The 25988-nt window shown below is 45.1% G+C and carries 20 protein-coding genes; 11 read left to right on the top strand and 9 right to left on the bottom strand.

The window, feature by feature from the left end:
- Nucleotides 1-48: 48 nt before the first annotated feature.
- Nucleotides 49-288 (top strand): DUF2789 domain-containing protein, encoded by a 240-nt coding sequence (locus DYD62_RS04805; RefSeq protein WP_115226305.1) that lies wholly within the window; start codon nt 49-51, stop codon nt 286-288.
- A 261-nt stretch (nt 289-549) separates the two neighbouring features.
- Here DYD62_RS04805 and DYD62_RS04810 read toward each other — a convergent pair whose 3' ends face one another.
- The 4 genes from DYD62_RS04810 to DYD62_RS04825 form a co-directional block, all read right to left on the bottom strand.
- The gene (locus DYD62_RS04810; protein WP_115226306.1) at nt 550-945 is read right to left on the bottom strand and encodes a hypothetical protein; all 396 of its coding nucleotides are present in this window, start codon (nt 943-945) and stop codon (nt 550-552) included.
- A 311-nt stretch (nt 946-1256) separates the two neighbouring features.
- On the bottom strand, nt 1257-2252 hold the full coding sequence (gene astE / locus DYD62_RS04815) for a succinylglutamate desuccinylase (RefSeq protein WP_115226307.1): 996 nt from the start codon (nt 2250-2252) through the stop codon (nt 1257-1259).
- A gap of 530 nt (nt 2253-2782) precedes the next feature.
- Complete coding sequence (gene ydiJ, locus DYD62_RS04820) at nt 2783-5728, bottom strand: D-2-hydroxyglutarate dehydrogenase YdiJ (protein ID WP_115226308.1); 2946 nt, start codon at nt 5726-5728, stop codon at nt 2783-2785.
- A gap of 329 nt (nt 5729-6057) precedes the next feature.
- Nucleotides 6058-7089 carry a DUF1338 domain-containing protein gene (locus tag DYD62_RS04825; protein WP_115226309.1) on the bottom strand — a complete coding sequence of 344 codons (1032 nt, stop codon included), beginning with the start codon at nt 7087-7089 and terminating at the stop codon, nt 6058-6060.
- Nucleotides 7090-7390: 301 nt separating this feature from the next.
- Here DYD62_RS04825 and gcvA point away from each other — a divergent pair, with 301 nt between their 5' ends.
- Complete coding sequence (gene gcvA, locus DYD62_RS04830; RefSeq protein WP_115226310.1) at nt 7391-8281, top strand: transcriptional regulator GcvA; 891 nt, start codon at nt 7391-7393, stop codon at nt 8279-8281.
- 599 nt (nt 8282-8880) lie between these two features.
- Here the strand turns inward: gcvA and DYD62_RS04840 are convergent.
- From DYD62_RS04840 to DYD62_RS04860, 5 genes are all read right to left on the bottom strand, one after another.
- Nucleotides 8881-9765: a hypothetical protein gene (locus tag DYD62_RS04840; RefSeq protein ID WP_115226312.1), complete on the bottom strand. Its 885-nt coding sequence runs from the start codon at nt 9763-9765 to the stop codon at nt 8881-8883.
- A 134-nt stretch (nt 9766-9899) separates the two neighbouring features.
- The gene (locus DYD62_RS04845) at nt 9900-10706 is read right to left on the bottom strand and encodes a TonB-dependent receptor (RefSeq protein WP_115226313.1); all 807 of its coding nucleotides are present in this window, start codon (nt 10704-10706) and stop codon (nt 9900-9902) included.
- Nucleotides 10707-10919: 213 nt separating this feature from the next.
- A complete protein-coding gene (locus DYD62_RS04850; RefSeq protein WP_115226314.1) occupies nt 10920-12872 on the bottom strand; it encodes a bifunctional diguanylate cyclase/phosphodiesterase in 1953 nt (650 codons plus the stop codon).
- Between the two features lie 71 nt (nt 12873-12943).
- Complete coding sequence (locus DYD62_RS04855; RefSeq protein WP_115226315.1) at nt 12944-14431, bottom strand: O-antigen ligase family protein; 1488 nt, start codon at nt 14429-14431, stop codon at nt 12944-12946.
- 157 nt (nt 14432-14588) lie between these two features.
- The gene (locus DYD62_RS04860) at nt 14589-15128 is read right to left on the bottom strand and encodes a hypothetical protein (RefSeq protein ID WP_115226316.1); all 540 of its coding nucleotides are present in this window, start codon (nt 15126-15128) and stop codon (nt 14589-14591) included.
- Nucleotides 15129-15531: 403 nt separating this feature from the next.
- On the opposite strand from DYD62_RS04860, the gene DYD62_RS04865 reads away from it, so the two are divergent.
- The 9 genes from DYD62_RS04865 to DYD62_RS04905 all read left to right on the top strand — a co-directional run bounded on the left by DYD62_RS04865 (nt 15532) and on the right by DYD62_RS04905 (nt 25844).
- Nucleotides 15532-16887, top strand: a complete 1356-nt coding sequence (locus DYD62_RS04865; protein WP_115226317.1) for an undecaprenyl-phosphate glucose phosphotransferase — start codon at nt 15532-15534, stop codon at nt 16885-16887.
- 72 nt (nt 16888-16959) lie between these two features.
- Nucleotides 16960-17763 carry a WecB/TagA/CpsF family glycosyltransferase gene (locus DYD62_RS04870; RefSeq protein ID WP_115226318.1) on the top strand — a complete coding sequence of 268 codons (804 nt, stop codon included), beginning with the start codon at nt 16960-16962 and terminating at the stop codon, nt 17761-17763.
- A complete protein-coding gene (locus tag DYD62_RS04875) occupies nt 17763-18821 on the top strand; it encodes a glycosyltransferase (RefSeq protein WP_115226319.1) in 1059 nt (352 codons plus the stop codon). The genes DYD62_RS04870 and DYD62_RS04875 overlap by 1 nt, the downstream gene beginning before the upstream one ends.
- A complete protein-coding gene (locus tag DYD62_RS04880) occupies nt 18818-19741 on the top strand; it encodes an acyltransferase family protein (RefSeq protein ID WP_115226320.1) in 924 nt (307 codons plus the stop codon). The genes DYD62_RS04875 and DYD62_RS04880 overlap by 4 nt, the downstream gene beginning before the upstream one ends.
- A gap of 9 nt (nt 19742-19750) precedes the next feature.
- Entirely contained in the window at nt 19751-20854 is a 1104-nt protein-coding gene (locus DYD62_RS04885) for a glycosyltransferase family 4 protein (protein WP_115226321.1), read from the top strand.
- 23 nt (nt 20855-20877) lie between these two features.
- Entirely contained in the window at nt 20878-22101 is a 1224-nt protein-coding gene (locus DYD62_RS04890) for a glycosyltransferase family 4 protein (RefSeq protein ID WP_115226322.1), read from the top strand.
- Nucleotides 22098-23102: a glycosyltransferase family 2 protein gene (locus DYD62_RS04895; RefSeq protein WP_115226323.1), complete on the top strand. Its 1005-nt coding sequence runs from the start codon at nt 22098-22100 to the stop codon at nt 23100-23102. The genes DYD62_RS04890 and DYD62_RS04895 overlap by 4 nt, the downstream gene beginning before the upstream one ends.
- A gap of 1 nt (nt 23103) precedes the next feature.
- A complete protein-coding gene (locus tag DYD62_RS04900) occupies nt 23104-24519 on the top strand; it encodes a lipopolysaccharide biosynthesis protein (RefSeq protein WP_115226324.1) in 1416 nt (471 codons plus the stop codon).
- Nucleotides 24520-24521: 2 nt separating this feature from the next.
- Nucleotides 24522-25844: a VpsF family polysaccharide biosynthesis protein gene (locus tag DYD62_RS04905; RefSeq protein ID WP_115226325.1), complete on the top strand. Its 1323-nt coding sequence runs from the start codon at nt 24522-24524 to the stop codon at nt 25842-25844.
- The last annotated feature ends 144 nt before the right edge of the window (nt 25845-25988 follow it).

Below are 25988 nucleotides of genomic sequence, written 5' to 3' on the forward strand. Positions count from 1 at the left end.
AGTAACTGCTAAGCTTTAAGTCATTCACCGGGCGATAAGAAGGCTGCTATGGAAAAATTTCCTCACCATCTCAATGCGCTGTTTGCCCAGCTGGGTCTGGCATCCAGCGATGACGATATAGCGGCCTTTATTATGAAACACGCTCCTCTGCCTTCTCATTTCTCGCTGCTAGAAGCGCCTTTCTGGACAGAAAATCAGGCCATATTTTTGCGCGAAGAGCTGGAAGAAGACGCCGATTGGGCCGAAGTCATTGATCAGCTGGATGTGGCTTTGCGGGCCATGCCTTAGTGGCAATACGCTGTGCGTAGCTAAAATCTGCAGAGTGCATAGAGTTAAAAAGCAGAACAGAGAGAAATCAAGCCGATGCTACTTAGGGGCATAGCATCTATACGTTTGATGCAAAATAGCCAAATCCCCATTTAACAAAGGGGGGAGGCTGCAGTACTGAAGTGCCTCCCATTTTTTGTAGATATTTATGCTTAAGGTGGATTTAAAAGGTTTTCTTAGTGTGCTCGGTATCTGCAGAATTTTTGAGTCACATCGCCCGTTTTAATCATCCCATCCCGCGTAAGTGGGCAGCGTTTGCCAGCATTGCAACTGCCGCGCCTCAACTTGCAATGTTGTCTGGTTAAGTAGCCAGCTGGCCAGCCCGCCGCGCATATAGGCCAGCTCATCGCCACACATCCCCACTAAATCCCGCGCCAGTGCTGCGGCTGCTAGGTAGATTTCGCCTTCGATAATCGGTGCCGTGGCAAGATAATATTGCTCTTCAATCAGCGCCAGCCAGTAAGCGCGTTCTTCTTCCGCCAGTACCGCCACCGTACCACGCGGCTTAGCGGCCAGCTCACTCGCTACCAAATGGCCAACGGCCTGAAACCACTGCCAGTTTTCAATCGTATGTGTATCCGCGCCATAGCTGGGGATGTCGGTATTGATGGGAAACACAGGACTAACCTTTATTTAATGCAGGAGGGGATTGTAAGCGAAAACGCTAAATCTAAACCTAAATCTTAAAACACGGAGGACACCGAGAACACGGAGTTTCACGGAGAAAAGCAAAACCAAAGTGATTACGTTGGGCGATTCCGTCATTTCCGAGTGTTTTATCGGAAATCCAGTGGCGCTGCTGGATCCCTGATTAAAGCGTTCGGGGATGACGATCTAATCAATGTTTTCCTCGACTGATGTTTTCTCAGGGCTCTCCGTGCTCCTCCGTGTTCTCCTTCTCTCCGTGTTTTATGACTTGGGTTTTTAAATTAAAAATCCTTCACTTCCACTACCATCAGCCCCGCCCGCACGCCGGGTTTTACTTTGGGGTTGGGGAAGACTACGCGCTCTTCAAGGTGGCTGACTTTGTATTCGTAGCCGGTGTCAGATGCAATCAGCGTGCCTTGGGGGTAGGCCGTGAAGTTGGCTACATCGTCTGGCAGGTGCAGCTTAAAGGCTTCGCTGTGTTTCTCTAGCTGGCCAACTACCTTAAAGACTTGATAGGGTTGGGCGGGCCTGCTTGGTTGGGTGGCGGCAACCATGCTTTGCATCAGTGCATTGATACCGGCAAAGTCATCCAGCTGGTTTTGTCCGAAAGGCTGTACCTTGCCCAGCTCAAGCGTCACCGATTGCGCGCCGTGGTGCTGGCTGGAGTGGTAAGCAAAAGTGCCTGCCGGGGCATGGTTTATCAGCAGTGCACCTAAATCACAGCACTCAAGCCATTTAAGCAATTGCGGGTCATAAGGCCGGGTCTGATAAGGCAGCAGGCCAAAGCGGGTAAAGCTGGAGGGGCGAATAGCGGTGTGCAGATCGAGGTGATAACGCGCTCCACTGGCTCCGGCAAAAAATTGTGCCATGGCGGCTTCAATTTGCGCTGCACGTTGAGCATCCGTGCTATCTGGCAGGCGGGTATGGCGGTGGTCAAACAAGCGGTTGAGATCGTCATCCAGATAGCGATCGCTGGTCCGCATCGCCGCAACATTCCCCAGCAAAACCAAGAGCCGTACACCCAAAGCCTGCTGCCCCGTCGCCAAGTCTTTAACTAAGGTATTAAGCAGCTCAATCGGCGCAGTCTCATTGCCGTGTATTCCGGCAGATAAAACCAGGCTCTGATCGCTGCCATGATGCGGCACAAATTCTAGCAAGCCCTCACCCAGATAATGCCAATGCACCCCACTTGCCAAGGTGCCTTTAACGATATCGATGGGATGATCTTGTAAGGTAAAACTCAGGAAATCAGCAAGAACAGGATGAGTATGTGGCATGGCGGGGTCCTGGTAATGAGCAGCAAGATCTGTAGACAAAGAGCACACGGAGTTAAAAAGCAGAACACAAAGAAAAAACATACCGAGGATATTTTCTTAAAAACGACAAGGCATTATTTTCAGCAATTTTAAATCGACAAGGATTTAATCGAAAAACACACCGTAGGAGCATAAGTATCTACATAAGTTTGATGCACTTGTCCCCCCTTTGAAAAAGGGGGGAGCTAGGGGGGCACGATATGTCATTACAACAAGGTCTTAAACAAAGCTAATGCACAGGCAAATCCCCCTTTAACAAAGGGGGAAGCTGCAGCTGCAGAACCACTAAAAGTTGTGTAGATACTTATGCCGTAGGAGCGGATTCATCCGCGGATATTGTTCATATTGATGCACTTTCGCGGCTAAAGCCGCTCCTACGAAGTACTATTTAGAATAATTGTATTATTTTAAACGGTTTTCTCGGTTTTCTCGGTTTTCTCGGTGTGCTCTGTGTTCTCACTGTCTACAGACCTTTTTGATCTTTAAGATGTTTACAAGCAAGCCAGTAAAGCCTGCACTGGGTGGCGGAGGGTGGTTTGGTCTATGAGTTTAACCTGACAGCGGCAGGAGTAGCCGGTGGCGAGTAGATTCTCTCCTTGCTCTGCCACAATTTTAGCCCAGCTTTGTGCGTAAATTTGCTCTGATTGCGCTCTGTGATCCGCCTCGTGGCCAAAGGTGCCGGCCATGCCGCAACAGCCTGCTGCCCGGGTGGTCAGCGTGATACCCAACGCCGTAAATACCTTATCCCAATCGCTAAACGCGCTGGCCACATTGGTTTTTTCGCTGCAATGCGGAATTAGCGTAAAGGTGGCGGTTTTCAGCTTCAGATCGGGGGCTTGCTGGGTAAATTGCTCGGCCAGCCATTCTTGCAGCAGCGCTACTTTAGGTGGATTCGTCAGTGTTTTGGCGTATTCGCTGCGGTAAGTCAGTGTCATCGAAGGATCGATGCCCACTAGCGGCACGCCGTTTTGGGTGAGTTTTTGCAGCATGGCGCTGTTATCAGCCGCCGCCCGCTTAAAGCGATCTAAAAATCCATGAACATGCAGCGGTTTGCCGTTGGGTTTAAAGGGGGCGAGCAGCGGGGTGAAGCCCAGTTTTTTGAGCAGCTCGAACACATCCAGCACCAGCTGGGTTTCAAAATAGCTGGTGAAAGCATCTTGTACGATGATTACAGCGTTAGCCTGATATTGCCCGTCAGCCATTGCAAAGCCACGTTGCAGCAGGGTGGTTTGCAGATTAACGCCGGTAAGCAGTGGGCTTTCAATCAGATTAAGCCGCCGCATGATATTGCGGGCCAGCGGCTTGCTGATCGCCGCGTTGTAGAGCCTAGGTATTTGGGCCATCGTAGGCAGCGTGGCTTCTACACTGGCGACTAAGTAATCTTTGGCAGGGCGCAGATAGCGGCCGTAGTAGAGCGACATAAATTTAGAGCGCAGATCAGGAATATCGACCTTTACAGGGCATTGCCCCGCGCAAGATTTACATGCCAGGCAGCCGTGCATGGCTTCCATGACTTCCTCTGAAAAGTCGCCTTGCTTGTTCAGGCTGTTGATTGCTCGGCGTAACAAATTGGCGGGTTTTGTGGCCGTGGGATCAACCCCTTGCGCTGCTAATTGCCGCAGCCATTCGCGCATTAAAGAGGCTCGGCCCTTGGGCGAATGGCGGCGCTCTCTGGTGGCTTTCCACGATGGGCACATGGCATCGTCAGGATCGAAGTTGTAGCAAGCGCCATTGCCATTGCAGTGCAGCGCCCCATCGTAATCTTTGCGGATGTGGATCGGAATTTGCCGGTCGTATACGCCACGGGTGGGTGATTCATCAATCCTGATTAAATCATCCGGGCTGGCGATTTTGCCGGGGTTGAGCTGATTATGTGGGTCAAACACCTGCTTAATCTGCTGCAAACAGGGGTAGAGCTTGCCAAAAAAAGCCGGTGCATATTCGCTGCGCAGCCCTTTGCCGTGTTCGCCCCATAGCACGCCGTGATATTTTTGCGTAATTGCCGCTACGCCATCGCTGATCTCGCGCAGCATGGCTAGGGCGTTGGGCTCTTTCATATCAATTGCGGGCCGCACATGTAAAACACCCGCATCCACATGGCCAAACATGCCGTAAAACAAACCATGCTGATCGAGCAGTGCCCTGAATTCATGAATATAATCGGCCAGATTTTCTGGCGGCACGGCGGTGTCTTCTACAAAAGGAATCGGCCTGGCGTCGCCAGCCCTGTTCGCTAATAAGCCGACTGATTTTTTACGCATTCCCCAGATGCGTTTTACTGCAGCATCGCCCCTCGCCACGGTAAAGCCCAGCCTTGCTTCGCCTTGCAGGCCCTGCTCGATATGGGCGATTTGAGCCGTCAGATCGTTTTCTGTGTCGCTCAGCACTTCCAGCAAATTTATCCCCAGCGCAGGTTTTGTGTCTTCGGGGAAAAACTCACGAATGCCTTGCCAGATTAAATCGCCCTTGGCGAGCTGCAAAATGGTGGAATCCACCGTTTCGATGGATGCCGCACCCAGCGCCATGAGATGCGGTGCATCGCGTAATGCTGCATCAAAGCTGGCGTAGCGGATATTGATCAGCGCGCTGAATTTGGGCAGTGGTAGCACATTGAGCTTGGCTTCAACAATCAGCCCCAGCGTGCCTTCCGAGCCGCATAAAATCGCGTTCAGATCAAACTGGCCTTTATCATTATAAATATGCGCCAGATCGTAGCCGGTCAGGCAGCGGTTGAGCTTGGGAAAAGTGGCGGTAATTTGCGGGTGATGGTCTTTATGAATTTGGGCGATCAGGCCGTGCACATGGCCGACCAGATTGCCCTGCTCACATGCTTGCTCCAGCGCATCCTGGCTTAAAGGTTGTGAATGCCAGAGCGTGCCGTCCAGTAAGACGGTATCTAGCTCCAGCACATGATCGCGTGTTTTGCCGTAAAGGCAGGAGCCCTGGCCGCTGGCATCGGTATTAATCATCCCGCCGATGGTGGCGCGGTTGGACGTGGATAATTCGGGCGCAAAAAACAGCCCGTGTTTGGCCAGCTCCTTATTAAGCTGATCTTTCACCACACCCGTTTGTACTCTGGCCCAGCGCTGCGCTGCGTTGATCTCCAGAATGGCGTTCATATTTTTGGAAAGATCGACGACTAAGCCATCCCCCAAAGACTGCCCATTTGTGCCCGTACCCCCGCCGCGCGGGTAAAGCTTGATGGCGTAAAAACGCGGCTCACTCGCCAGCTTCACCACGCGGATGACGTCATCCGTATGCTTGGGAAACACCGCGGCCTGCGGCAATAGCTGATAAATCGAATTATCCGTCGCTAAAACGGTGCGGTTCGCTAGCGTGCTGCTGATCTCCCCTGCAAAACCACGCAAGCGCAGCTCTGCGATGAAATCGAGGTAGAGGGACTGTGGTGCTGGTGTTTTAGAGAGGCGAGGGATCATAGATCTGGGCTGGTGGATGAAGGTAGGGCGGGTGCAAGCCGCCAGTTATGGCCGTGTAATTTTAAAAACGGCAGGTGGCACCCGCCCTGCAAAATAGAATTGTATTGGAACAGTTTTGCAGGGTGGGCACAAAAACGTGCCAGCCCCAGGCATAAGCATCGGCATATGTCTGATTCGTTCCCCCCTTTGAAAAAGGGGGGCCAGGGGGGATTTTGCATTGCTTATTTTTCCAAAATGGCATGTAACAAAGCCACACAAAGGCAAATCCCCCTCAGTCCCCCTTTTACAAAGGGGGAGGCTCCGTGTTTTAAGGTTTGGGTTTATTCAATCTAAGCCACAGCCGCTGCCGTCATCTTAAAAATCCCCTGTGCATTGGATGCATCAAAGCGTAAATCCAGCGCTTCACTATTGGGGAGTTTGTCGCGGCTGATAAATTCGTAGAAAGAGCCGGGTACGGTACGGGTGATGGGGTGATTTTTTTCGTCGAGGAAAATCCGCTGCACCATGGCCGCTTTTAGCGCTGTTTGCCGCACTGCGCCTGAGCCGGAAATCTCAACGCTGTCTTTAATTGGATAGCCTTTAGCGCGCAGATCATCTGCCAGTGCGATCACATTGGCAACACGATCGGTGGCGTGGTTAAAGCGATTGCCTTCGGTGCTGATCCAGGCCATTTCGGCTGATTCTGCCAGCAGCGTTTCGTAATCCACTTGGTGTGGCACTTCGTGCTGCACATCAAAACAGCCGACCAAGGCGGGTAAGAGGGTGACGGCATCGTCAAAGCTTAATGAGTGATGTTCGCTCAATTGTGCCAGCAGGCTTAAATGCTCGGGTTTAAGCGGGTCGCGGGAGTTGTGCACCACGCGCTCGGCGGCAATCTGAAAGTTCATCGAAAACTGCTCAACGTGCAATTCAGACACAAAAAACTGCGAAATCACTTCGGGTAAATCCAGATGACAGTATGCGCGGCCAGTCATTTTCAGTTTTTTTAGCGGATACACATTGGCCACCGCAAAACCAAGCGGCTCTAGAATGCGTTTAAATGCCAGCTCGCCATGCGGCAAAGCGCCAGTGCGCGGCGCATCCACCGTGCGCAGTGCGCCATGGTCAAACAGCACTTTCTCGCCCACAGCTAGTTTTTCTGCCACATAACGGGCGCCCTCAGGCACCGCAGCCAGATTTTGCGCAAACAACATCATATTCATCGCTTGGGCCAGCAAGCCACGGCTGACGCGGGCATCGTTGGCACCCAGCAAGCGCGGGTCTACCTCAATCATGGCAAAAAGCTGCTGCGCTTTTTCTGCACCCGCAACACGAATCAGTAATTGAGCAAGCTGGGATGTTTCAAAGACATTCTGTTCCATTTTGGCAAGACCTTTTATGAGTGTGTGTGCAAGCTGTGCATGGCCATGAAAATACGCGGGTTGAACCTGCCCTGCGATGTTTCAGTGGTGTTTGCTTGTGGTTATATTTTTAAATTTTTTACAAACAAAACGCTGATGGTGCAGCTACAAAATTCATGTATTTGCAGGGTGGGTGAAGCCCGCGAGTTTTGTATTTTCGGTCCACTTTTTTCAAAGATTTCCATTACACAGTCTGTGACGATTTGCGATTGGCTTCAAGCGATGTATTCTTATTACATCATTACTAAAACTCATGAAGTCTATGCGACGCATTCTTCCTTCTCTTGCTGCTTTACAGTGTTTTGATGCGGCAGCGCGGCAGCTGAGTTTTACCCGTGCGGCGACCGAATTAAATATCACGCAAAGCGCAGTCAGCCGGCAGATCCGTTTGCTGGAAGAATTCTTAGGCAGGGCGCTTTTTCATCGGATTAAGCAACGTTTAGTGATGACCGATGCAGGGGACGCTTATGCGCGGGATATTCGGGATGTGCTGGATAGGGCAGAGGCGGCCACGCTGGCCCTGATGGCGTACAGCGGCACCAGTGGCGCGCTTAATTTAGCCATCCTTCCCACATTTGGCTCGCGCTGGTTAGTGCCTAGGTTGGGGAGTTTTACTACCCGATACCCAGAAATCCAACTTAATTTGCTGACGCGCTTAAAGCCGTTTGATTTTGCCAAAGAAGAAATCGATGTGGCGATTCACTTTGGCGATACCTCTTGGCCCGGCGTGGAATATCACCATCTGATGAACGAAGTCACTGTGCCGATTTGTGCACCCAGCCTGCTGGCTGGCCGCAGCTTAAAAGGCCCCAGCGACTTGATGAGTTTTACTTTATTGCAACACAGCACCCGCCCCGATGCATGGGCCGACTGGTTTGAAGCGGTGGGCGAGCCCAGCATCAATGCGGTAAAAGGCCCGAGGTTTGAGCAGTTTTATATGGTGATTCAGGCTGCCTTGGCAGGGCTGGGTATGGCGGTGTTGCCGCTATTTTTAGTGCAGGATGAGCTGGCCAGCGGGCGTTTGGTGGTGGCGGTAGACCTGCCCGTGCCCAGCCGGAATGCCTATTATTTGGTTCATCCCAACAGCAAGCGCGATGCCTATCCAGTGAAGGTGTTTAAGGATTGGTTGCTGGAGCAGTGTGAGTTGGGGTGAGGTTTTTTTTGGGGGAGTAGCCTCGATATTTTATTCAAAAGACAGCGGCTTTCACAGCTATGGTGTCTTTGTGCGGCATAAGTATCTGCACAATTCAGGCTGTACTTCAGTGCTGCAGCTTCCCCCTTTTTCAAAGGGGGACTGAGGGGGATTTGCCTGTGAATTGGATTTATGTGCTGTCTTTTTGTAAAGAGATGCAATGCTAAATCCCCCCTGGCCCCCCTTTTTCAAAGGGGGGAACACAACAAATTCGTGCGGCATAAGTATCTGCACAATTCAGGCTGCACTTCAGTGCTGTAGCTTCCCCCATTGTCAAAGGGGGGAATACAACTAATTTTTGTAGTATTAAAAAGATTTTTTGACTTCGTTTAGCGTTAATGAAATTGCACCCGTCCTGCAAATGTCACTACGTCTGCAGGCGCTGCCACAAAATGTTATATCGATCTGTGAAATAAAAAACGAGGCCCCTGAGCTGGCCATCCTGCCCACTTTAAGATCTGCACCCCATGAGCAGCTAAAGCGGCTCATGGGAATCACATCAGTTGGCTTAAGTTGCCAGAATGGCCTGAGCAGTGCCTCGTTTCTATTGCAGATCTATTTCAGGTATTCACTGTGTAGCTAGTGCTGCTGCCATTTGCGCCTGTAATAGACACGGTAAATTGCTTGGCGGAGGTACGGGTGATGACGGCTTTACTGCCATTAGCGCCGGTGATTTCGCAGCTGCCGCTTGTGGCGCTAAAGTTGGTGTATTTCACTTGAATAGTGCCAGTGCCGTAATTGACAGCGTAACTGCCATTTACTGTGCCATTGGCGTAAGTCAGATTACTGCTCCAGCCCCGAGTGCCATCGCTGTAGTAGCACGACATTGCCCCTTTACTAAAATCGCAAGTCGAAGAGCCATTAATAGCCTGGTTGGTAAAGCCATTCCCGTTCACTGTAAAGTTGGTGTATTTGGAGGTATAGGAAAAGTCGCTTGGGCTTACGTAGCGGTTATAAGTCAGCGAGAAAGTACCGTTATAAGTGGCTAGTCCGCTAATGTTGCACTGGTTATAGGTGTAGGTCAGTACGGTTCCGGCGGCGATGCCGGTGGTGGGGATATCGTAGCTGATACTGCCCGAGCCACCCGCGCCAAAGAGCGAGCAGCTGATACTGCTGCTGATGCCGGTGGGCAGGCTGCCAATTTCAACCCCCAGCGGGCCTTTCACTCCCGTACCAGCCGCAGCTGATTGGGCTGCGCTCAGGCCATCTGTGGCTTCGGTAGAAAGCTTATTGGCCTCTGTTTGGCTGGAATCCAGTACGGTGGTTGCTGCAGTACCAGGAGCAGGCACGGTGCCGGATGATGGATTGGGTGTGGGGGTAGGTGTTGTTGTGGAAGACGCCGAAGCAGAGGTGTCCACCGTGCTGCTTGAGCCTCCACCGCCGCAGGCGGCCAGTGCGGCACTTACTGCACTCGCAATCAGCAATATTTTTAAGTCTTTCTTCATGATTTTTCCTTTGTGCTCAGGGGGAAGAGACAAATACTTGCTTAGGCAGTCAAGCAAATAAGGAAAAAAATTCAAGAAGCAAATAGATAAACCCGCAGGAAAATAACGTTAGTCGATTAGCCTGTGCCGCTGGGTTAAAAGTGCCAGCTAAAAAAGCTTTTAAGGACTAATAAGCGCTGATCGCTGCCCGGATAACGAACCGTCGCGGCGGCAAGTCCATTGCGTTTCAGTATGCCTTGCTGGCTACTGCCGGGCTGATAGCTTTGATAAGCCAGCCCCAGCCCCAGCCTTGTATTGGGAGTGCAGCGCCATTCTGCATCCAGCGCCCAGCGCCAATCAGTATGCTGATCTGCATCCAGCTCTATGGTGTCGTACAGGCCCTGTGTATCAACTGTCAGGCGGTTTTGCCGCTGAGGCAGGATATCCAGCTGAGAGTTCAGCGTAACAGGCAACGCGGCCATTTGCCACTTCCAGATCAGGCTTAAAACAAAGCGCTGGCTCTTGAGTGTTTCATTGAGCGGAAAAGAGCCCAGTGCGGGCAAAATATTCCGATCAATTTGCAAGCCATTCAGCCCTGCGCCCAGCGTAATCTGCTGCTGATCTCCAACTGGCCATTGATAGCCTAGCAAGGCTTGCCAGCTTTCTATATTCAGCTCGCTGCGGGTAGTTAGCGGGATGCCCATTTGGGTATAGCCTTGATAATCCACATCGCCCTCTGCGCGGGAATAATCAATTTTAATCAGCCAGGGCGCTTCTTTGGCCTGCATGCTGATTTCAAACTGCGGCAGATGGCCGGATTCCTGATTGATGACCGTGCCAATCTGATTGTGCTCTTCTGCCTGGTAATGCAGCGTGGCCACTGCAGGCTGAATAGAAAACTCTGCAGCATGGATGCAAGGGCTGATCAATAAAGCAGGCAAGAGTGGCTTGAAGAGGAGCATGAGATGCCTCGGTTGTGATGGCTGACTATCAGGGTCTGTTGATGTTTCATTCACTGCGTTATGCTCCTCGGAAATCGCAAGCAATGAAACTTCGCATGCCTTGTGCCTGGCCGTTTCCCGGCTCAGCGCAATTGCGAATGAAACGTCAACAGACTCTAGTGTAGGAATAATTGCAAAACATTCCACACCGCAGCCAGCTTGCCCCGCTATTGATTAAATCACTTCCTCCGGCCTGCCGATCAGATAGCCCTGCATGGCGGTGATTTTCATGGCCTTTAATAAAGCCAGTTGCGCTTCGCTTTCAATGCCCTGGGCAATGGTGGTGATATTCAGCGATTCGGCAACCTGGATCAGCGAAAGAATCATTTCTTTGGTGTCTTTATGCACGGCCATATCGCTGATTAAGCGGCGGTCTATCTTCACATAATTGGGTTTTAATTCACGGATTAAGGCGGCGGCAGTGGCCGCAAAACCATATTGATCAATCCCAAAGCCAAAGCCCGCATCACGCAGCAGCCTAGCAAAGCGCCTAGCTAATTCTGGTGCGGCAATTAATTGATGCTCTGGTACTTCAAAAGAAATACGGGCAGCGTGTTTTTTAAGCTTATTTAGGCGGGCCACAAATTCATCCTGCCCGGTTAAGCTGCCCAGCGCGCCCAATAAACCTACATTCAGCGCAATAGACTGGCCCTGCAAAGTGGCGGCGTTTTCTAATTTACTGATGGCTAAATCAAATAAAGATTGCTCGGCGGCTTGCAGTAAACCATGTCGGGCGGCCATGGGCATAAAGAGGCCCGCGCTGATCCATGGGCCATCCTGATTACGCAGGCGGGCGGTTAGCTCCTGATGCACGATTTGTTTATCTGCAATATTTTGTACTGATTGCGCTTGAATACCCCAGCTTTTATCTTGAATAGCGGCCTGCAATACTTCGCGCCATTGTTGCGAACCATGAGGCAATTGATTCGATGATTCATTAGCCGACATGCGCTGGCGTGATTCTCCGCCATTAAACAACGCCTGTTGCAGGGCTAAATCGGTGGTGGAAAGCAATTTGGATTTAGGCGTGCCATGTTTAAAATCCACAATCGCCACGCCATATTGCAAAGGGCGCTCCAGCGTGGCGGTGATTTCTTTAAGGCTGGCTAAAATCTGATCGCCCATCTGATCAATTTGCCCGCTGTTCAGATTAAAGTGCAGGGCAAAAAGGGTGGTGCCATTCAGGCGGGCAATCAACGGGCTTTGCTGGGCCATTTTTTCCAGTAATACATGCGCCACCTGCTTAAGAATTGCGTCGCCTTTCTGGTAGCCTTCCCGGTTATTAAATTCGCTTAAGTCTTCAAGCTGAATGGCAAAAGCGGCCCCGATGCTGTCTTGCGGCAATTTTTTAAGTAAGCCATCGAGGCGTAAATCTAAATTACGGCGATTATCCAGGCCGGTGGTGGTATCGGTAAAAGCCTGATGGCGGTATTCCTCGGCCCGCTGCTGCTCGATGCTTAAAAACTGGCGTACCCGCTCAATCATCACATTAAAAGCCAGCACAACCCGGCGAAATTCGCGGGTATCGGGTAGCTGTTTAATGGGGTTAAATTCGCGCTCTTGCACCTCGTTGGCTGATTTTTCAATGGCGCTGAGCGGTTGCAGCAAAATGCGTACTAAAAAGTTCATCACCAGCAGGCTGATCACATAGGTAGCCAGCAATAAAGCCAGTGTGTGGGTCAGCACATCCCAAAGCTGCTTGTAAGCCAATGCAGGCTCGCTGATCACCACCACCCGCCCAAGCTGACGCCAGCCATCACTCAGCAGCGCCGTACCGGGTGCGGGGTCTAAATGTTGCCATTTAATAAACCAGACAGGCACACCCGCAATCGGCTTGGCCTGCTCCATTTTGGCCATGGTTTTGCCGCTTAAAGCCACAATCTCGATGCGTTGAAAATAAGCTCTATCCAGCAAGGATTTAATCGCAGTTTCTGCCAAAACCACATCGTTTTTACCCAAGGCACGCGATATCGGATAAACCAGCGAGGTAGCGGCATCTTGGGCAGTTGAAGCCAGCTGCGCTTCTACATATTGCCGTGTGCTGTGAACGCGCTCGGCAAACAGGCCGATCATTAACAGGGTAAACAATAAGGTTAAGCCGATTAAAAATTTAAGCCTGAGTGACATGCTGGTTCTCTGTTATGGGCTATTGGGGTGCTGTGCAGGCGCAGCTACGGCAGCGCCTGTGGTGCTGGTATTTAAATATGCTGGGTTTGTTTATCCACCTGCGCCGTGCTCCAGCCTAAGGCAATAATCACGGTAAAGAGCAGGGCGTTAGCGGGGATTTGCAAATTGAAATCCACAAGGCTGTGCAAAAAGATTTCCAGCATGGCCATCAGCACGCCAAGGGCAATGCCACGGGCTACCGGGTGTTTGCGGATTTTAATCGTGGTGACAATTTGCCACAGCGTAGAGAGCGCCAAAATAGCAAACAGGCTTGCACCCATTACGCCGTAATCCGTCAGAATCTCTACATAATCATTGTGGGCGTGATCGTAATAGCCTTTGGAGTTAGCAGGGCGGTATTGGGGGAAAATAGAGTAAAACGTCCCAGCGCCAGATCCTGTCCAGAAATAATCGCCCACAGCGTGTTGGGCATAAGCAACAGGCAGGGTGCGCTCCTCTACCGATTCCTCGATATGGGGCTGCACAAAATTAAGCGAGTTTGCACCGGCTTGCTGCGCCTTGCTGATGACGGCGGCCTTGGCTGAATTATTCAGCTGGGTAGCCTCCAGCCGGTCTACCACTTTATCTAGCCCCACCCACTGGCCCAGTATCCAGATATCAATTAGCACTAGGCTGATTAACAAGATAAAAATAACTTTACGTACCTTTGGGCTAAATACGGCATATAAAGCTAGGCTTAAAAGCATGGCCGTAAAAAAGCCTGCATTTCCCATGCGGGATCGGGTCATGACCAGTGCAATGACTAAAATCACCAGCCCCAGACGCAGCAGCATTTTTTTGCTCAGCATAAAATCAAGCAAATTAACCGTCCATTTTTTATGCTGGCTGCCGGTGTTTTTTTCTAATTGAACAATAAATAAACCAATGCCCACAGATAAACACATGGCCAGCATCCCGGCCGCATTGTTGTGGTAAACATACGTGCCTAACATACGGCCATGGAAAACATCGCTGGTAAACAGCTCGTATTGCGCATTAAAAGAATATAAAAAACCGCCTAATAAAGCCTGAAAAAGCGCCATAAAAAGCAGGGCATAGGCTAAGGCCATCATTCGCCGGGAAGAGCGCACCAGCAATACCGTAAATAAAAATGCACTGCCATAAATAAAGCACAGTGCTGCTTGTAATTGGGTTTGCGCGGCATTAAGCGATAAGGTTGCACTGGCATCAGGTGCAATGCTTTGCCATATCTGCGCCGCATTGGGCGATAAGTATTGAATAAGCCCGAAGGGCAAAGGCGTGGCTTGCAATAGGGTCCAGCACAATAGCGCCAGTAAGACGCCTAAAGGCAGAGCAAATAGTTTTAAGCGATCAATGACCAAAGGCCAATGGCTACGGTAGCGTACAGCTGCGCTTAACCAAAGCACTAAACTAATACAGAGCAAAATACCCAGTGCCCAAGTGCGATTACTGGCCAGTGGCAAAGGCGCCCAGCAAATCTGTGCAATTAAAAGCCAGAATAAAGGCTCATCACGGCGGGAATCTAAAACATTTATCATTAAAAACAAGGCTCAATTTATAGATTGGGGTGTGGATGAAAGACCAATCTGGCGCAATAGCGGCTAATAACAAGGCCTGAAATAACGGGCTTGCAAAGAACAGATAAAAAAAGAAGATGCCCGCAGGCATCTTCTTAGCACGCTAACACATGCTTAATTAATTACGTGAAACGGCTGATGTACCACCGCCGCTGAGCGTTGGAGCCGCAGCGCTGGTGAGTACAGGTGCGCCAGCATTTGTAGCAATAGTATTGCCTAGAGTACCACCTGCAGGACCCGCAGCCGTTGCAGCCGTAAATGTCGCCGGGTCTAAGCCATTTTGCACCGCAGCAGCCACAATATCTGTCTGATTAATACCTGCTGCCAGCAGACCACCTGTGATTTCTGGGGCTGTGCATAAAGCACCAAGTAAGGTAGGCAGGATGATTGCAGGTGCAACAGCATTTTTGCTCATACCTTCAGCAACGTGCAGGCAGGTAAAGCGCTGATTAAGTAATGCAACCGCCAGATTTGGAGCAGTCACATCACTGGCTAAACCAGATTTAATAATCTCAGTAGCATTCTTGCCTGCGGTTTTCATTTCTGCCACAGATGGCTCAACCTGATTAGCAGGCATGCCTTTTTCAAAAGCAGCGTAAGCCGCTACGCTTATCACCGCGGATAAAGCTAAAGCGAGTACGGGTAATTTAAGTTTCATTACGCTAAACCTTCATAAAATATGGGATTCTATATTGCGCGAGAGTATGCATTAGCCACGGTATTGTCAATTAAATTTATATTATTCAATGCTAATGTGTTGTTTGTTTAAAAATGAAACAATTGTGTGATATATTCCGCAAAAGTAATAAACCAAAAACAGCTGTTGCTAATATATAAAAATTAAAAGAACTCATTATTAGCAAATACTAATTTATTAAAATTGCAGATCATCGGGGGTATAACTTCGCCTGTTGTTTTGTCATAGGTAATCACTAAATAATGTTTCTATTAAATTGTAAGAATTTGCTGTAAGTTGATTTTTTATGGTTGTTTTTTTATGAAAAAAATCAATTAAAACAATAATTAAGTGTATTAATTAATGCGCAGGCTGGATAGAAATAATGCGGGCGAATGCAACAAGAAACGGATCACCTTTATTAAGCACGCTGATTTTATTATTAGACATTGCAGCAGTCTGGATCAGCGCGTTTACTGCGGCAAGATGGCGTTTTGGTACTGAAGATCTGGATGGCAATTACGCAACTCTGGTATTGGCAACCAGCCTGATGGTGGCAGGCTGCTCATCTGCCGTTTACAAATCGTTTCGCGGTGGCAGCTGGCTGGCCATGCTGGGCAGGGTAAAGCTGACATGGCTGGTGTCTTGTGGCTTGCTGGTGGCTTGGCTGTTCTTTTCTAAAAGTGCAGATGCGTACTCCAGGCTATTTATTGGCACATGGATGCTGTTGATGCTGATCAGCCTAGTGCTAGAGCGCTCACTGGTCTTGCTGGGGATGCGCTGGCTTAGTAAAAAAGGCTACAACACCAAAGATGTATTACTGGTGGGCACAGGACCGATGAGCGCAGATTTAAAGCGGCGTGCAAAGCGATCATCGTGGAGCGGCTATCAGATCCGCAGGGTAGTTAACGCGCATTCATTAGATCTTGTTGAAAAACTAGCCGCAGATAATGATTTTGATGAAGTGTGGATTAACCTTGGCGTAAACGATACCGCGCTTATCCCAAAAGTATTGCACGCACTGCGCTACAGCGCGGCCGATATCCGCGTGGTGCCGGATATGCTGACGTATAAAATTATGAATCACGGCATTACTTTTATCATGGGCATGCCCATGTTGGATATTTCTGCTTCATCGTTGGGTGGCACGAATAAACTGATTAAAAGAATAGAAGACTATTTACTGGCCAGCCTGATCCTTATTCTGATCAGCCCTGTATTACTTGGCATTGCCATTGCAGTAAAAATCACCTCGCCCGGCCCGGTATTTTTCAGGCAACGCCGCCATGGCTGGAATGGCGAAGAAATAAAAGTATACAAATTTCGCAGTATGAAAGTGCACAGCGAAGACAAAAATATTGTGACCCAGGCACAAAAGAACGACAGCAGATTCACACCCATCGGCCCTTTTTTACGCCGTACCAGTCTGGATGAATTGCCACAATTTATTAATGTATTACAAGGCCGCATGAGCGTAGTAGGCCCAAGGCCGCACGCCGTGCAACATAATCATCATTATAAAGAGCTGATCCCCCGCTATATGCTGCGCCACAAAATGAAACCCGGCATTACCGGCTGGGCACAAATCAACGGCCTGCGAGGCGAAACTGATACGCTGGATAAAATGGAAGCACGCGTTAATTACGATTTACATTATTTAGAAAACTGGTCTTTGTATCTGGATTTAAAAATTGTGTTTTTGACTGTCTTTAAAGGATTTATCAATAAAAATGCTTACTAAAAAAGTATTTTCACAATGTGGTGAAATTAGTAGTAAGTAAATTGAACTTTAATACAGATGGACTCTTAAAAAATGCAAAATACCTCTGATGTAAATTTGATAAAAAGTAAGGCAGTATTTGGTTTGAATTTTAGTATGTTAACACTGGAGGAAGTGGTTAAGACGGCGACATGTAATGAAATTGGACATCATTTCCCTTCTCGTCTTTTAATTACCCCTAATGTTGATCACATCGTTACTCTTCATAATAATCCCACCTACAGAGAAGCTTGCCACTCCGCATGGTTGTTAACTGTGGATGGTTTTCCTGTGGAACGATTTTTATCGCTAGTCGGTGTAAAAATCCCTGAGCGGGTAACCGGTGCAGATTTATTTCCTAAATTAATGCAGGCTATGCGCCCGGATAAACACAGACCATGTTTTATGGTTGCTACAGAGTTTACTCAGCATTTTTTAACTTTATGGCTTAAAAAGCATGGTTTTAATGAGTCAGAGTTTCTAGTTGAAGTGCCACCCTTCGGCTTTGAAAAAAATGATGATTTTTCAAAGTCATTTATTGAAAAATTAAAATCAGTGCAATGTACTCACCTGTATATGGGAGTTGGTGCACCAAAATCAGAAATTTGGGCTTATCTTCACAGAGATAGCATTGAAAATATGCATGTATTTTGTTTTGGCGCTGCAATTGAATTTTTTAGTGAAAATATGACCAGAGCGCCTGTATGGATGCAGAAAAATGGTTTTGAGTGGTTGTGGCGGCTCGGCTGCGAGCCAAGTCGTTTAGCGAAACGTTATTTGATCAACTCGTGGAAATTTTTTTATTATGCAGGAAAAGAAATGCTGAATCAGCGTAAATTGGGCTATGAGAATAAATAATGAAGGCTAATAATTCAGAAAATCCCAGTTTAATTGTCGATTTCTCTCATATGGGCCGAAAAATAACGGGTATTGAGCGCATTTCAGAAGAGTTGTTTTCGCCTTCAGTATTAAAAAAATTTAATGTAATGCATACTAAGCCAGCAACTGCATTGGGTATGATTAAAGCACAGTGGCTGGATATTCCTTTGCTGGCGCGCAAAAACCCGCAAGCACAAATATTGTTTCCGGGGTTTCCGCCCAGCATATTAATCAGTATGTTGTTTGGTAAAAGAGTTGTGCCTTATATTCATGATTTATTTTTGCTGGAACGCCCTGAAGAGCTAAACATCCGGGCGAGGCTATATATGCGCCCATCGTTTATCTATGCGATTAAAAACTTAAAAATGTTTTTTGTGAATTCACAGACTACTGCAGATAATTTAGCAAAAGTTACATGCCCTGATGCCAGAATTTATAAATTAAGGCCTAGGGCAGAAAATGTATTTAGCTTAGATTTTAAAGAACGCAGTCTGCCTGCGGGTAATGCCCCACTGAAAATAATGATGCTTGGTACATTAGAGCCACGCAAAAATTATCTTTTTGCTGCTCAAATGACTCAGCAATTGTCAGCTCAATTAGGAAGACCCGTAGAGTTGCATATTTCTGGGCGTGAAGGCTGGGGCAATGTGCTGGAAACGCTAAAGCCATACCCTCATATAAAATATCATGGCTATTTGTCCATAGATGAATTGCAAGATTTACTTGATACGAGTCATCTTTTTCTTTGCACGTCACTTGATGAAGGCTTGGGTTTGCCATTGCTGGAGGTTTTGTATAGTGGCATACCAATTATTGCGTCAGATATTCCGGTGTTTAAGGAAGTAACTGCAAATGCTAAATCAGTATTAATTAGTAATAGTAATGAATACGAAGCGAGTTGTTCAATTGCCGCTGCTATTCATGATGGAAGTATATTTGAAACATCAATTACAGCAGCTAAGAATGCAATTGAATCCTGGAATACACTCGCTCAACATGATAGAAAGCGGGCTTTTTCTATGGTATTGCCTAAATGAATAGAAATAGTGCAATTGATGTTGCAAAAGTAGTGTGCGCCATTCTTATATATTTATTGCATGCTAATATAGCAAAGCACTTTGGACCTGTTTTTCAATCCATATTAGAAAATGGTATATTTAGAATAGGAGTACCATTTTTCTTTACGGTGTCTGGATATTATTTTTTTAATAATGTTGAAACCTCTTCTGATTTATATAATTGGTGTAAAACTTTGTTGATAATTTACTTGTTTTGGATGATGGTGTACTTACCATTTTATTATAAAGAGTCATTGTTTACTTATATATTTGGATTTTGGCATTTATGGTATTTAATGGCTCTTTTGTTGGCTGGCGTTATTTTGTATTTAATTAAAGACTTTAAATACACGATACCTATGGTTATTGCTGTCGCGATATTAGGGGTTGTTGTTCAATATGTTCGCAGTATGGTTGACCTTTCTAATTTCGTATTAGAGCCCGTCATAACTAATGACTTTTTTTCAAGAAATTTTTTATTCTTTGCTCTGCCATATGTATATATAGGCTGGTTAATTAATAAACATAATCTGAAAACTAGAGTGAAAAAATATACTCTTGTTTCATTGCTGTTTATTGGATTGTTCGCAGTCGTGCTTGAGTCAGCATTACAGCCACAGTTAATTGTTAATGCAAATTTTTCCAGGGATTTGCTTTTTAGTAATATAGTATTCTTACCATTGCTGCTTGTTGGTTGTTTGAGTTTAAAAGTTACAGTTAATAATTCGCGTCTATTACGCGATTTCTCAACCATCCTTTTTTTAGTTCACCCTCTAGCAATTATTATTGCCAATAAATTAGGTTCAAATGAATATAGAGTAATCTTTCAATTTGGAATTTTATTACTTATCATTCCTATGGCATACATAGTAAAAAAATATATTAAATTCGTTTTTTAGTTGAATGGTATGAAGAAAATAATTTTAGTTAATCATCTCCTTGAGCCTGCCAATAAGTTGTCAGGTATTAGTAACTATTTATTTGGTGTGCTATCAGTATTGATAAATCAGGATCAGTTTGAATTTGTGCTACTTACTTGCTGGGATCGTTCTAAATTGCCTGAGGCTATTGCTAATTCAAAAATAACGGTGATTCAAAGAAGTTATATCCACTCTCAGCCAAAAAATATTTTTTACCAAAACTTGATACTACCTAAGTTAATTAAAAAATTTAACATCGACTTAGTTTTTAGCTGTAATCCTGTAGGTGGAACTCGTGGTAAGACAAAGAAAGTGTTTGTGGCGCATGATCTTTATTTTGATGTGTCACCAAAATCATATAAATGGCATCATCGTTTGGCGTGGAATATATTTTTTCCAATAGCAGGTCAGGCGGCAGATGCAATCATTTGTGTATCTGATAATACTGAAAATGATGTACACCACTATCACCCGAAATTAGTTAAAAAAACACAAGTGATTCATGAAGCATCTTGTCTGGGATTGCCTGATATTCATCCAGAGCGATCAACTGAAAAGTCAGGGTTATTTGTCGCTAATTTATCCCCTAATAAAGGTTCTAAGACTTTAGTTGCGGCAATGACATATCTGAATAATAAAGGTATTCATTTGCCTGTTTACCATGTAGGCAGTGATGATCAGGGGCGCTTTGCCGCACACGCTGCAGAATTAAAAAATGGAATTTGCCCATTATCACTGGGTTATGTCTCAACAGAAAAACTAGGGCATTTATATGCAACCGCCCGCTATCTGGCATTTCCTTCACATTTTGAAGGTTTTGGTTTACCTATTGTTGAGGCCCAATCTTTTGGGCTTCCTGTCATTGCATCTGACATTCCAGTTCTGAGAGAGGTTGCAGGAGAGGGGGCATTATATTTTCCTGAGGGTGATGCAGAGGCAATGGCTGATTGTATGCAGCGTTTGTATGAAGATGACCAGTTATTTTCTGAGATATCAGCCAAAGCTAAAAAAAATGCTGCTCGTTTCAGCTGGGAGAAAGCAGCTAAAGAAACAGGAGAATTGTTTATGCATTGCCTGGACCACACTGTTTAATCATAAAGTGAAAAATCAACATTATGAAATTTGACCTTCCTCTGTATAAAAATACGATTATTTCACTGCATGCACTTGATCCATTTGGCAGTAAAGTAGGAGGGATTGAAACTCATGTTCGTCAAGTCCTTCGCTATCAGCCAGAAGGAACTCGAATTATTTTAATCGGAGTTGATGATTCAGGAAAATTACCACTAGGTGAGCTTGTTGAAATTACTGAAAATGAATGCAGCTATTGGTTTATGCCTGTAATGCACTGTAATCAGAAAATTGCCAATAGTGTTGCAAAAAAACTGACACAATCATTAACTTTAAACTTTTTCAAAAGTGTTATTAAGTTTTTGCGCAAAATACGAGCAATAAGCAGTGAGATGCCGACATCTATTGATATTCAGCGTTATGAATATGCCTGGCTGTGCCAGCTTATTGGTTGTCCTTATGTGCTTACAACGCACGGTGATATGAAACCAGATCAGCCTATGGATTCATTGCTGGCAAAGTACCCTTATATTCACCATTTTAATGAGCGGCATGCCGTGAAGTATGCTGCGCATGTGTATTCAGTAAATAAAGAGCAGACAGAAAGAATTAAGACACAAATTGCTGGTGCAGCAGAAAAGACGGAGTTTATGACCGTTAGTGTGGATGATCGTATATTTAAACCTACAGAATACTTAAATTTAAACGGTCCGGTGCAATTAGCGTTTGTAGGCCGGCTGGATCATTTTAAGCGCCCGGGTATGATGTTTAATGTCATTAAGCGGGTTAATGAATTATCTCCAACTGGTGCGCATTTTCATTATGTGGGTGCCGCTGACCCTGCAGTATTTCCTGAATTTAATGCGATTAAAGAAATTAGCACACTGCATGGTTTTAAAAACGCCACCCAAATTTCCAAATTATGGCCGCAGTGGCATTTAGGTTTGGTTACTTCTACGTTTGAAGGAATGCCAGTTTATGTATTAGAAGCATTGTGTGCTGGCCGCCCGGTATGTTCGCTACATTTGCCGCAAATGCATCTAGTATTAAAAGCGAAAAGTAGTGGCACTGTATTGTCGGAAAATGATGATAGCAAAGCACGGGTTGAAGAATTGGCTAATACGCTTTTATTATATTGGCTGGATATGAAGTCGGGTAAATTACTTGCAGAAGAGGTGAGTAAGGAAGTTACCCCGTTTAAGGCGAGTATACAAATGAGTGTTTTATATAACCGTCATAATAAGATTCAATATGCGAGTGCTTTATGACTAGTTTTGAACCTAAAATTAGCATAGTTATTAATAATTATAACTATGAAAAATATATAGGTGTGGCGATTCAAAGTGCACTGGACCAGACTTACGAGAATGTCGAAATTATTGTTGTAGATGATGGATCCACAGATGGGTCAATTGAAATTATAAAAGGGTACTCAAACATAAAAGCTATTTTTAAGAAAAATGGAGGGCAGGTTTCTGCTATTAATGAAGGTTTTTCAATAGCTACGGGTGAGTTAATAATATTCTTGGATTCTGATGATTATTTATTTGCTAATGCATGCTGTGAAGTTGTCAGGAAATATACAAAAGCGCATTCGATGATTTCATATAAACTTCAGTTGTGCAATGAGCAGGGATTTTTAAGAGATGAATTTTTACCTAGTATTGATTTGTTAGAAAGTAATCACCTTGATTTCATAATTAAGTATGGCTATTTTCAAACCGCGCCTATGTCAGGAGCTGCATATTCTGCTAAATTTCTGGCAAATCATTTACCTTTTGATACGAGCAGATGTGGCTGGATTGACCATTTACTTACATTTACTGCTCCAATTTATGGAGAAATCTCTTCTGTTAATTATGCTCTTGGCGCATATAGAATCGGGCACTCAAGTTTGAGTGAGCATGCAAAAATATCTTTAAATAAACTGAGGAAAAATTTATTAGCCTCTGACTTATATGCTGAAAAAATTTCAGAGTCTTTAGCATCCGAAAAAAATATCCTAATTAAAAAGAATAAAATACTTGGTCCATATCATTGGAAAGAACGTTATATATCATTTGTTGTTGATAATGAAAATCATCCTTTTGTTGATGATTCAAGATTAATGCTGGCTTATAATTGTATCGTTAAGTTTATGCTTTGGCCTCAAATTGGTTTTACCAAAAAAATAAAAAATATATTACAAATTTCAACAATGGTTGTTCTTAGTCGGGAAAAAATTATTCTTGCAGTCGGAAAGATGACTAATATTAATTTGAAAGCATGATATGTTAATTAAAAAAACTTTGAAATTATTACCCGCTCAATTGTTAAGCCCGCTTGCACAATTTGCCTCTATCCTTATTTGGACACATATAGCTAGTTCTGAAACAATTGGTATTGCTACTTTAATTTCAGGACAGCAAGAGTTAATTCGTACAATTTTACTGGGTTGGTGGTCACAATATGCATTACGTTTTATTGGAGAAGCACAGGGGAATAGTAAAATTTTTCAGAGCACCTCAAATACTGTACTTGTATTTTCAGGTATCGCACAAGCTATTTCCGGGTTGATGCTATTGCGTACTTTTGTTGTGGAAGAGCCAGATTTCTTGCTGGCTATGTCCGTTATTTTGTTTGTTATATTGCGCTGTATTAATCAACATAACGTGAATATAGCTGCTGCCCGGGGTTTTACGCTGGATTATAATGTTTTATCTATTGCCGGGCCGGTATTTGGCCTTGGTATAGGCGTTATTTTATTGTCGCATGGGGATAACCCCGCTTACCCACTCTTGGGCTATGCCATGGGTGAGGCGTTAGGCTTAATTTATTCATTAATGCGCAATAAAACAGGCTGGGTAGGCTGGCAGATTGATCGTTCAATATTAAAGCAGGCCTTTACTTATAGCCTGCCATTAATTATTTCTGGAGCGCTGGCATGGAGCGCCGGAAATTTATCCCGTTATATTATTGATCATCAGTTGGGGGTGGCTGCGGCCGGTGATTATGCCGTGGGCTTTGGGCTGGGGCAAAGGGCTGCGGCACTAGCCGCTATGCTGGTAACTGCCGCAGGATTGCCACTAGCTATTCGCCGTATGCAGGAATCAGGTATTAGCGTGGCCATGCAGCAATTAGGAGATAATTGCGCTTTATTATTAGCTACCATGCTACCTTGTTTGGTTGGCTTATATTTAGTTAGCCCCGATTTAGTACAATTAGGTGTGGCTAAAAAATTTCAAACTGTGACCCTAGAAATTTTACCCTGGGCCTTATTAAGTGGCGGCCTGTATTCATTTATTTATAATTATTTAAATCATTATTTTTTAGTTACCAAAAATACTCGTCCATTAATTCTAGTTGATGGTAGCTTGGCTTTGCTTACTCTGGCCTTGTCTTTTCCATTAATTCACTATTTAGGCTTAGTGGGCGGCGTGTTGTCTATGGTATTAGCTGGCATCTGCGTGGTGATTGCTTTGATGGTGTACTTACTAGGGCAGCGTGAATTACGTTTTCCCATAAAAGATGCCAGCAAAGTAGTGATAGCTACCCTAGTCATGGCCCTAGTGATATTCCTTAAACCAGAATTAAAAGATATAAAATTAAATTTAGCAGGCAATATCTTGCTGGGCATGCTGGTCTATGCCGCTGTTTTGGCCTTTGCATATCGTAGCCGCTTGCAACACTATTTTGGGCAGAAATAATAATGGCAGAAAAATTTATTTTAGATAACCATCATGCAGCACTGTTTAAGGTGGAAGTACAACAGGGCTTGCCTAAGTGGTCTTATATTCTATTGTTTATTTCAGTTTTGTTATTGTTGGGTGCATCAGGAAATATGCTGGCTTTATTCGGCTATAACTATGCCGGTGAGGGTGGCAATGCTTTAGAAAAAATTCATCCCTCTACGCTTACGCTTATTTTAGCTTTACTGGCTTTTTTGGCCTATCCCCAGGGGGAAGAAAAAATAAGTTACAGCATTTTTAAATTGGGTGTTTTTCCTTATCTCTTTGTTAGCTGCATCTCAATTGTGTATACCCAAGCCATATTGGGTTTACCTGTATCCGGTTTAATCGTTAGTTGGTTTACCCCCGGCCTATTGCTGGTGTTATTGTTGCAAGTAAATAGCAAGCAAATTAAATATTTAGCCTATTTAATGCATGGTTTGCTGCTAATAAATACCATAATGGCTATTTTTGAATATAAAGTAGGTGCTCCCCTTATACCTGCGATTCTGATTGATTACACTGGCTCAGGTGAAATTTTAGATATGCGTGATTGGGGGGAGATGCGTGCACTAGGTTTATTTGGTCACCCATTAGCATCGACTTTAATTTGCTCTTTATACATAGTAGCTTGTTTTTCACTGATCTGTTTTAAGAATGCATCACGTTTACAGATTTTTACCATGTTACATTGCCTATTAGCATTACCATTATTTGGAGGTCGTACAAGTATTGCAATGGCTTTGGTATTTGTTGGCTTAATGTGTCTTGTGCGGTTTTGGCTGGAATTAGTTGGCAAGGGAACTAATTATTTTAATGTCATAAAAATAAAGATAGCAATTACTGTTGCAGTGCTTGCATTAATTGTGGCGTTCCAAATGGGTATGTTTGATCAGTTAATTGACCGTATTGAATATGATAATGGCAGTGGTTATACGCGTGTTTTAGCAATGCAAATTTTAGCTGATGTATCAAATATGGAGTTATTTTTAGGCGATATACATCGAACTCTTGCTGCTCGCCAAGTTGCATACGGTACTATTTATGGTATTGAAATATTCTGGGTTGGCATGGTATTAACTTATGGTTTGATCCTCAGTTTTGTATTATTTTATTTTACTTTTAAAATGCTAGTTTTAATCATTAAAAAGTATGGATTAATTAGTTGTTGGTCTATTGTCTTCTTTTTTGTGAGTACTTCATCTGGGGTTGGCTTAGTTGCAAAAAGTGTGACGTTTAGTCTTTTGATTGTTGTGTTGTTCTGTGTTTATCATTCTGATGAATATGATAAAAACTATTGGTGACTTTTTTAATTGTTGAATGTTGCTGGTTGTTGGTTTTTTATCTTTAATAGATTGTATTTTTTTTATGTGTGTATGAAATCTTTTATGCATTGATAGTTAAATTATATATATTTTAAATATCTATATGATGTGATTAATTTATAA

It is taken from the genome of Iodobacter fluviatilis, from assembly GCF_900451195.1.
Taxonomy (GTDB): domain Bacteria; phylum Pseudomonadota; class Gammaproteobacteria; order Burkholderiales; family Chitinibacteraceae; genus Iodobacter; species Iodobacter fluviatilis.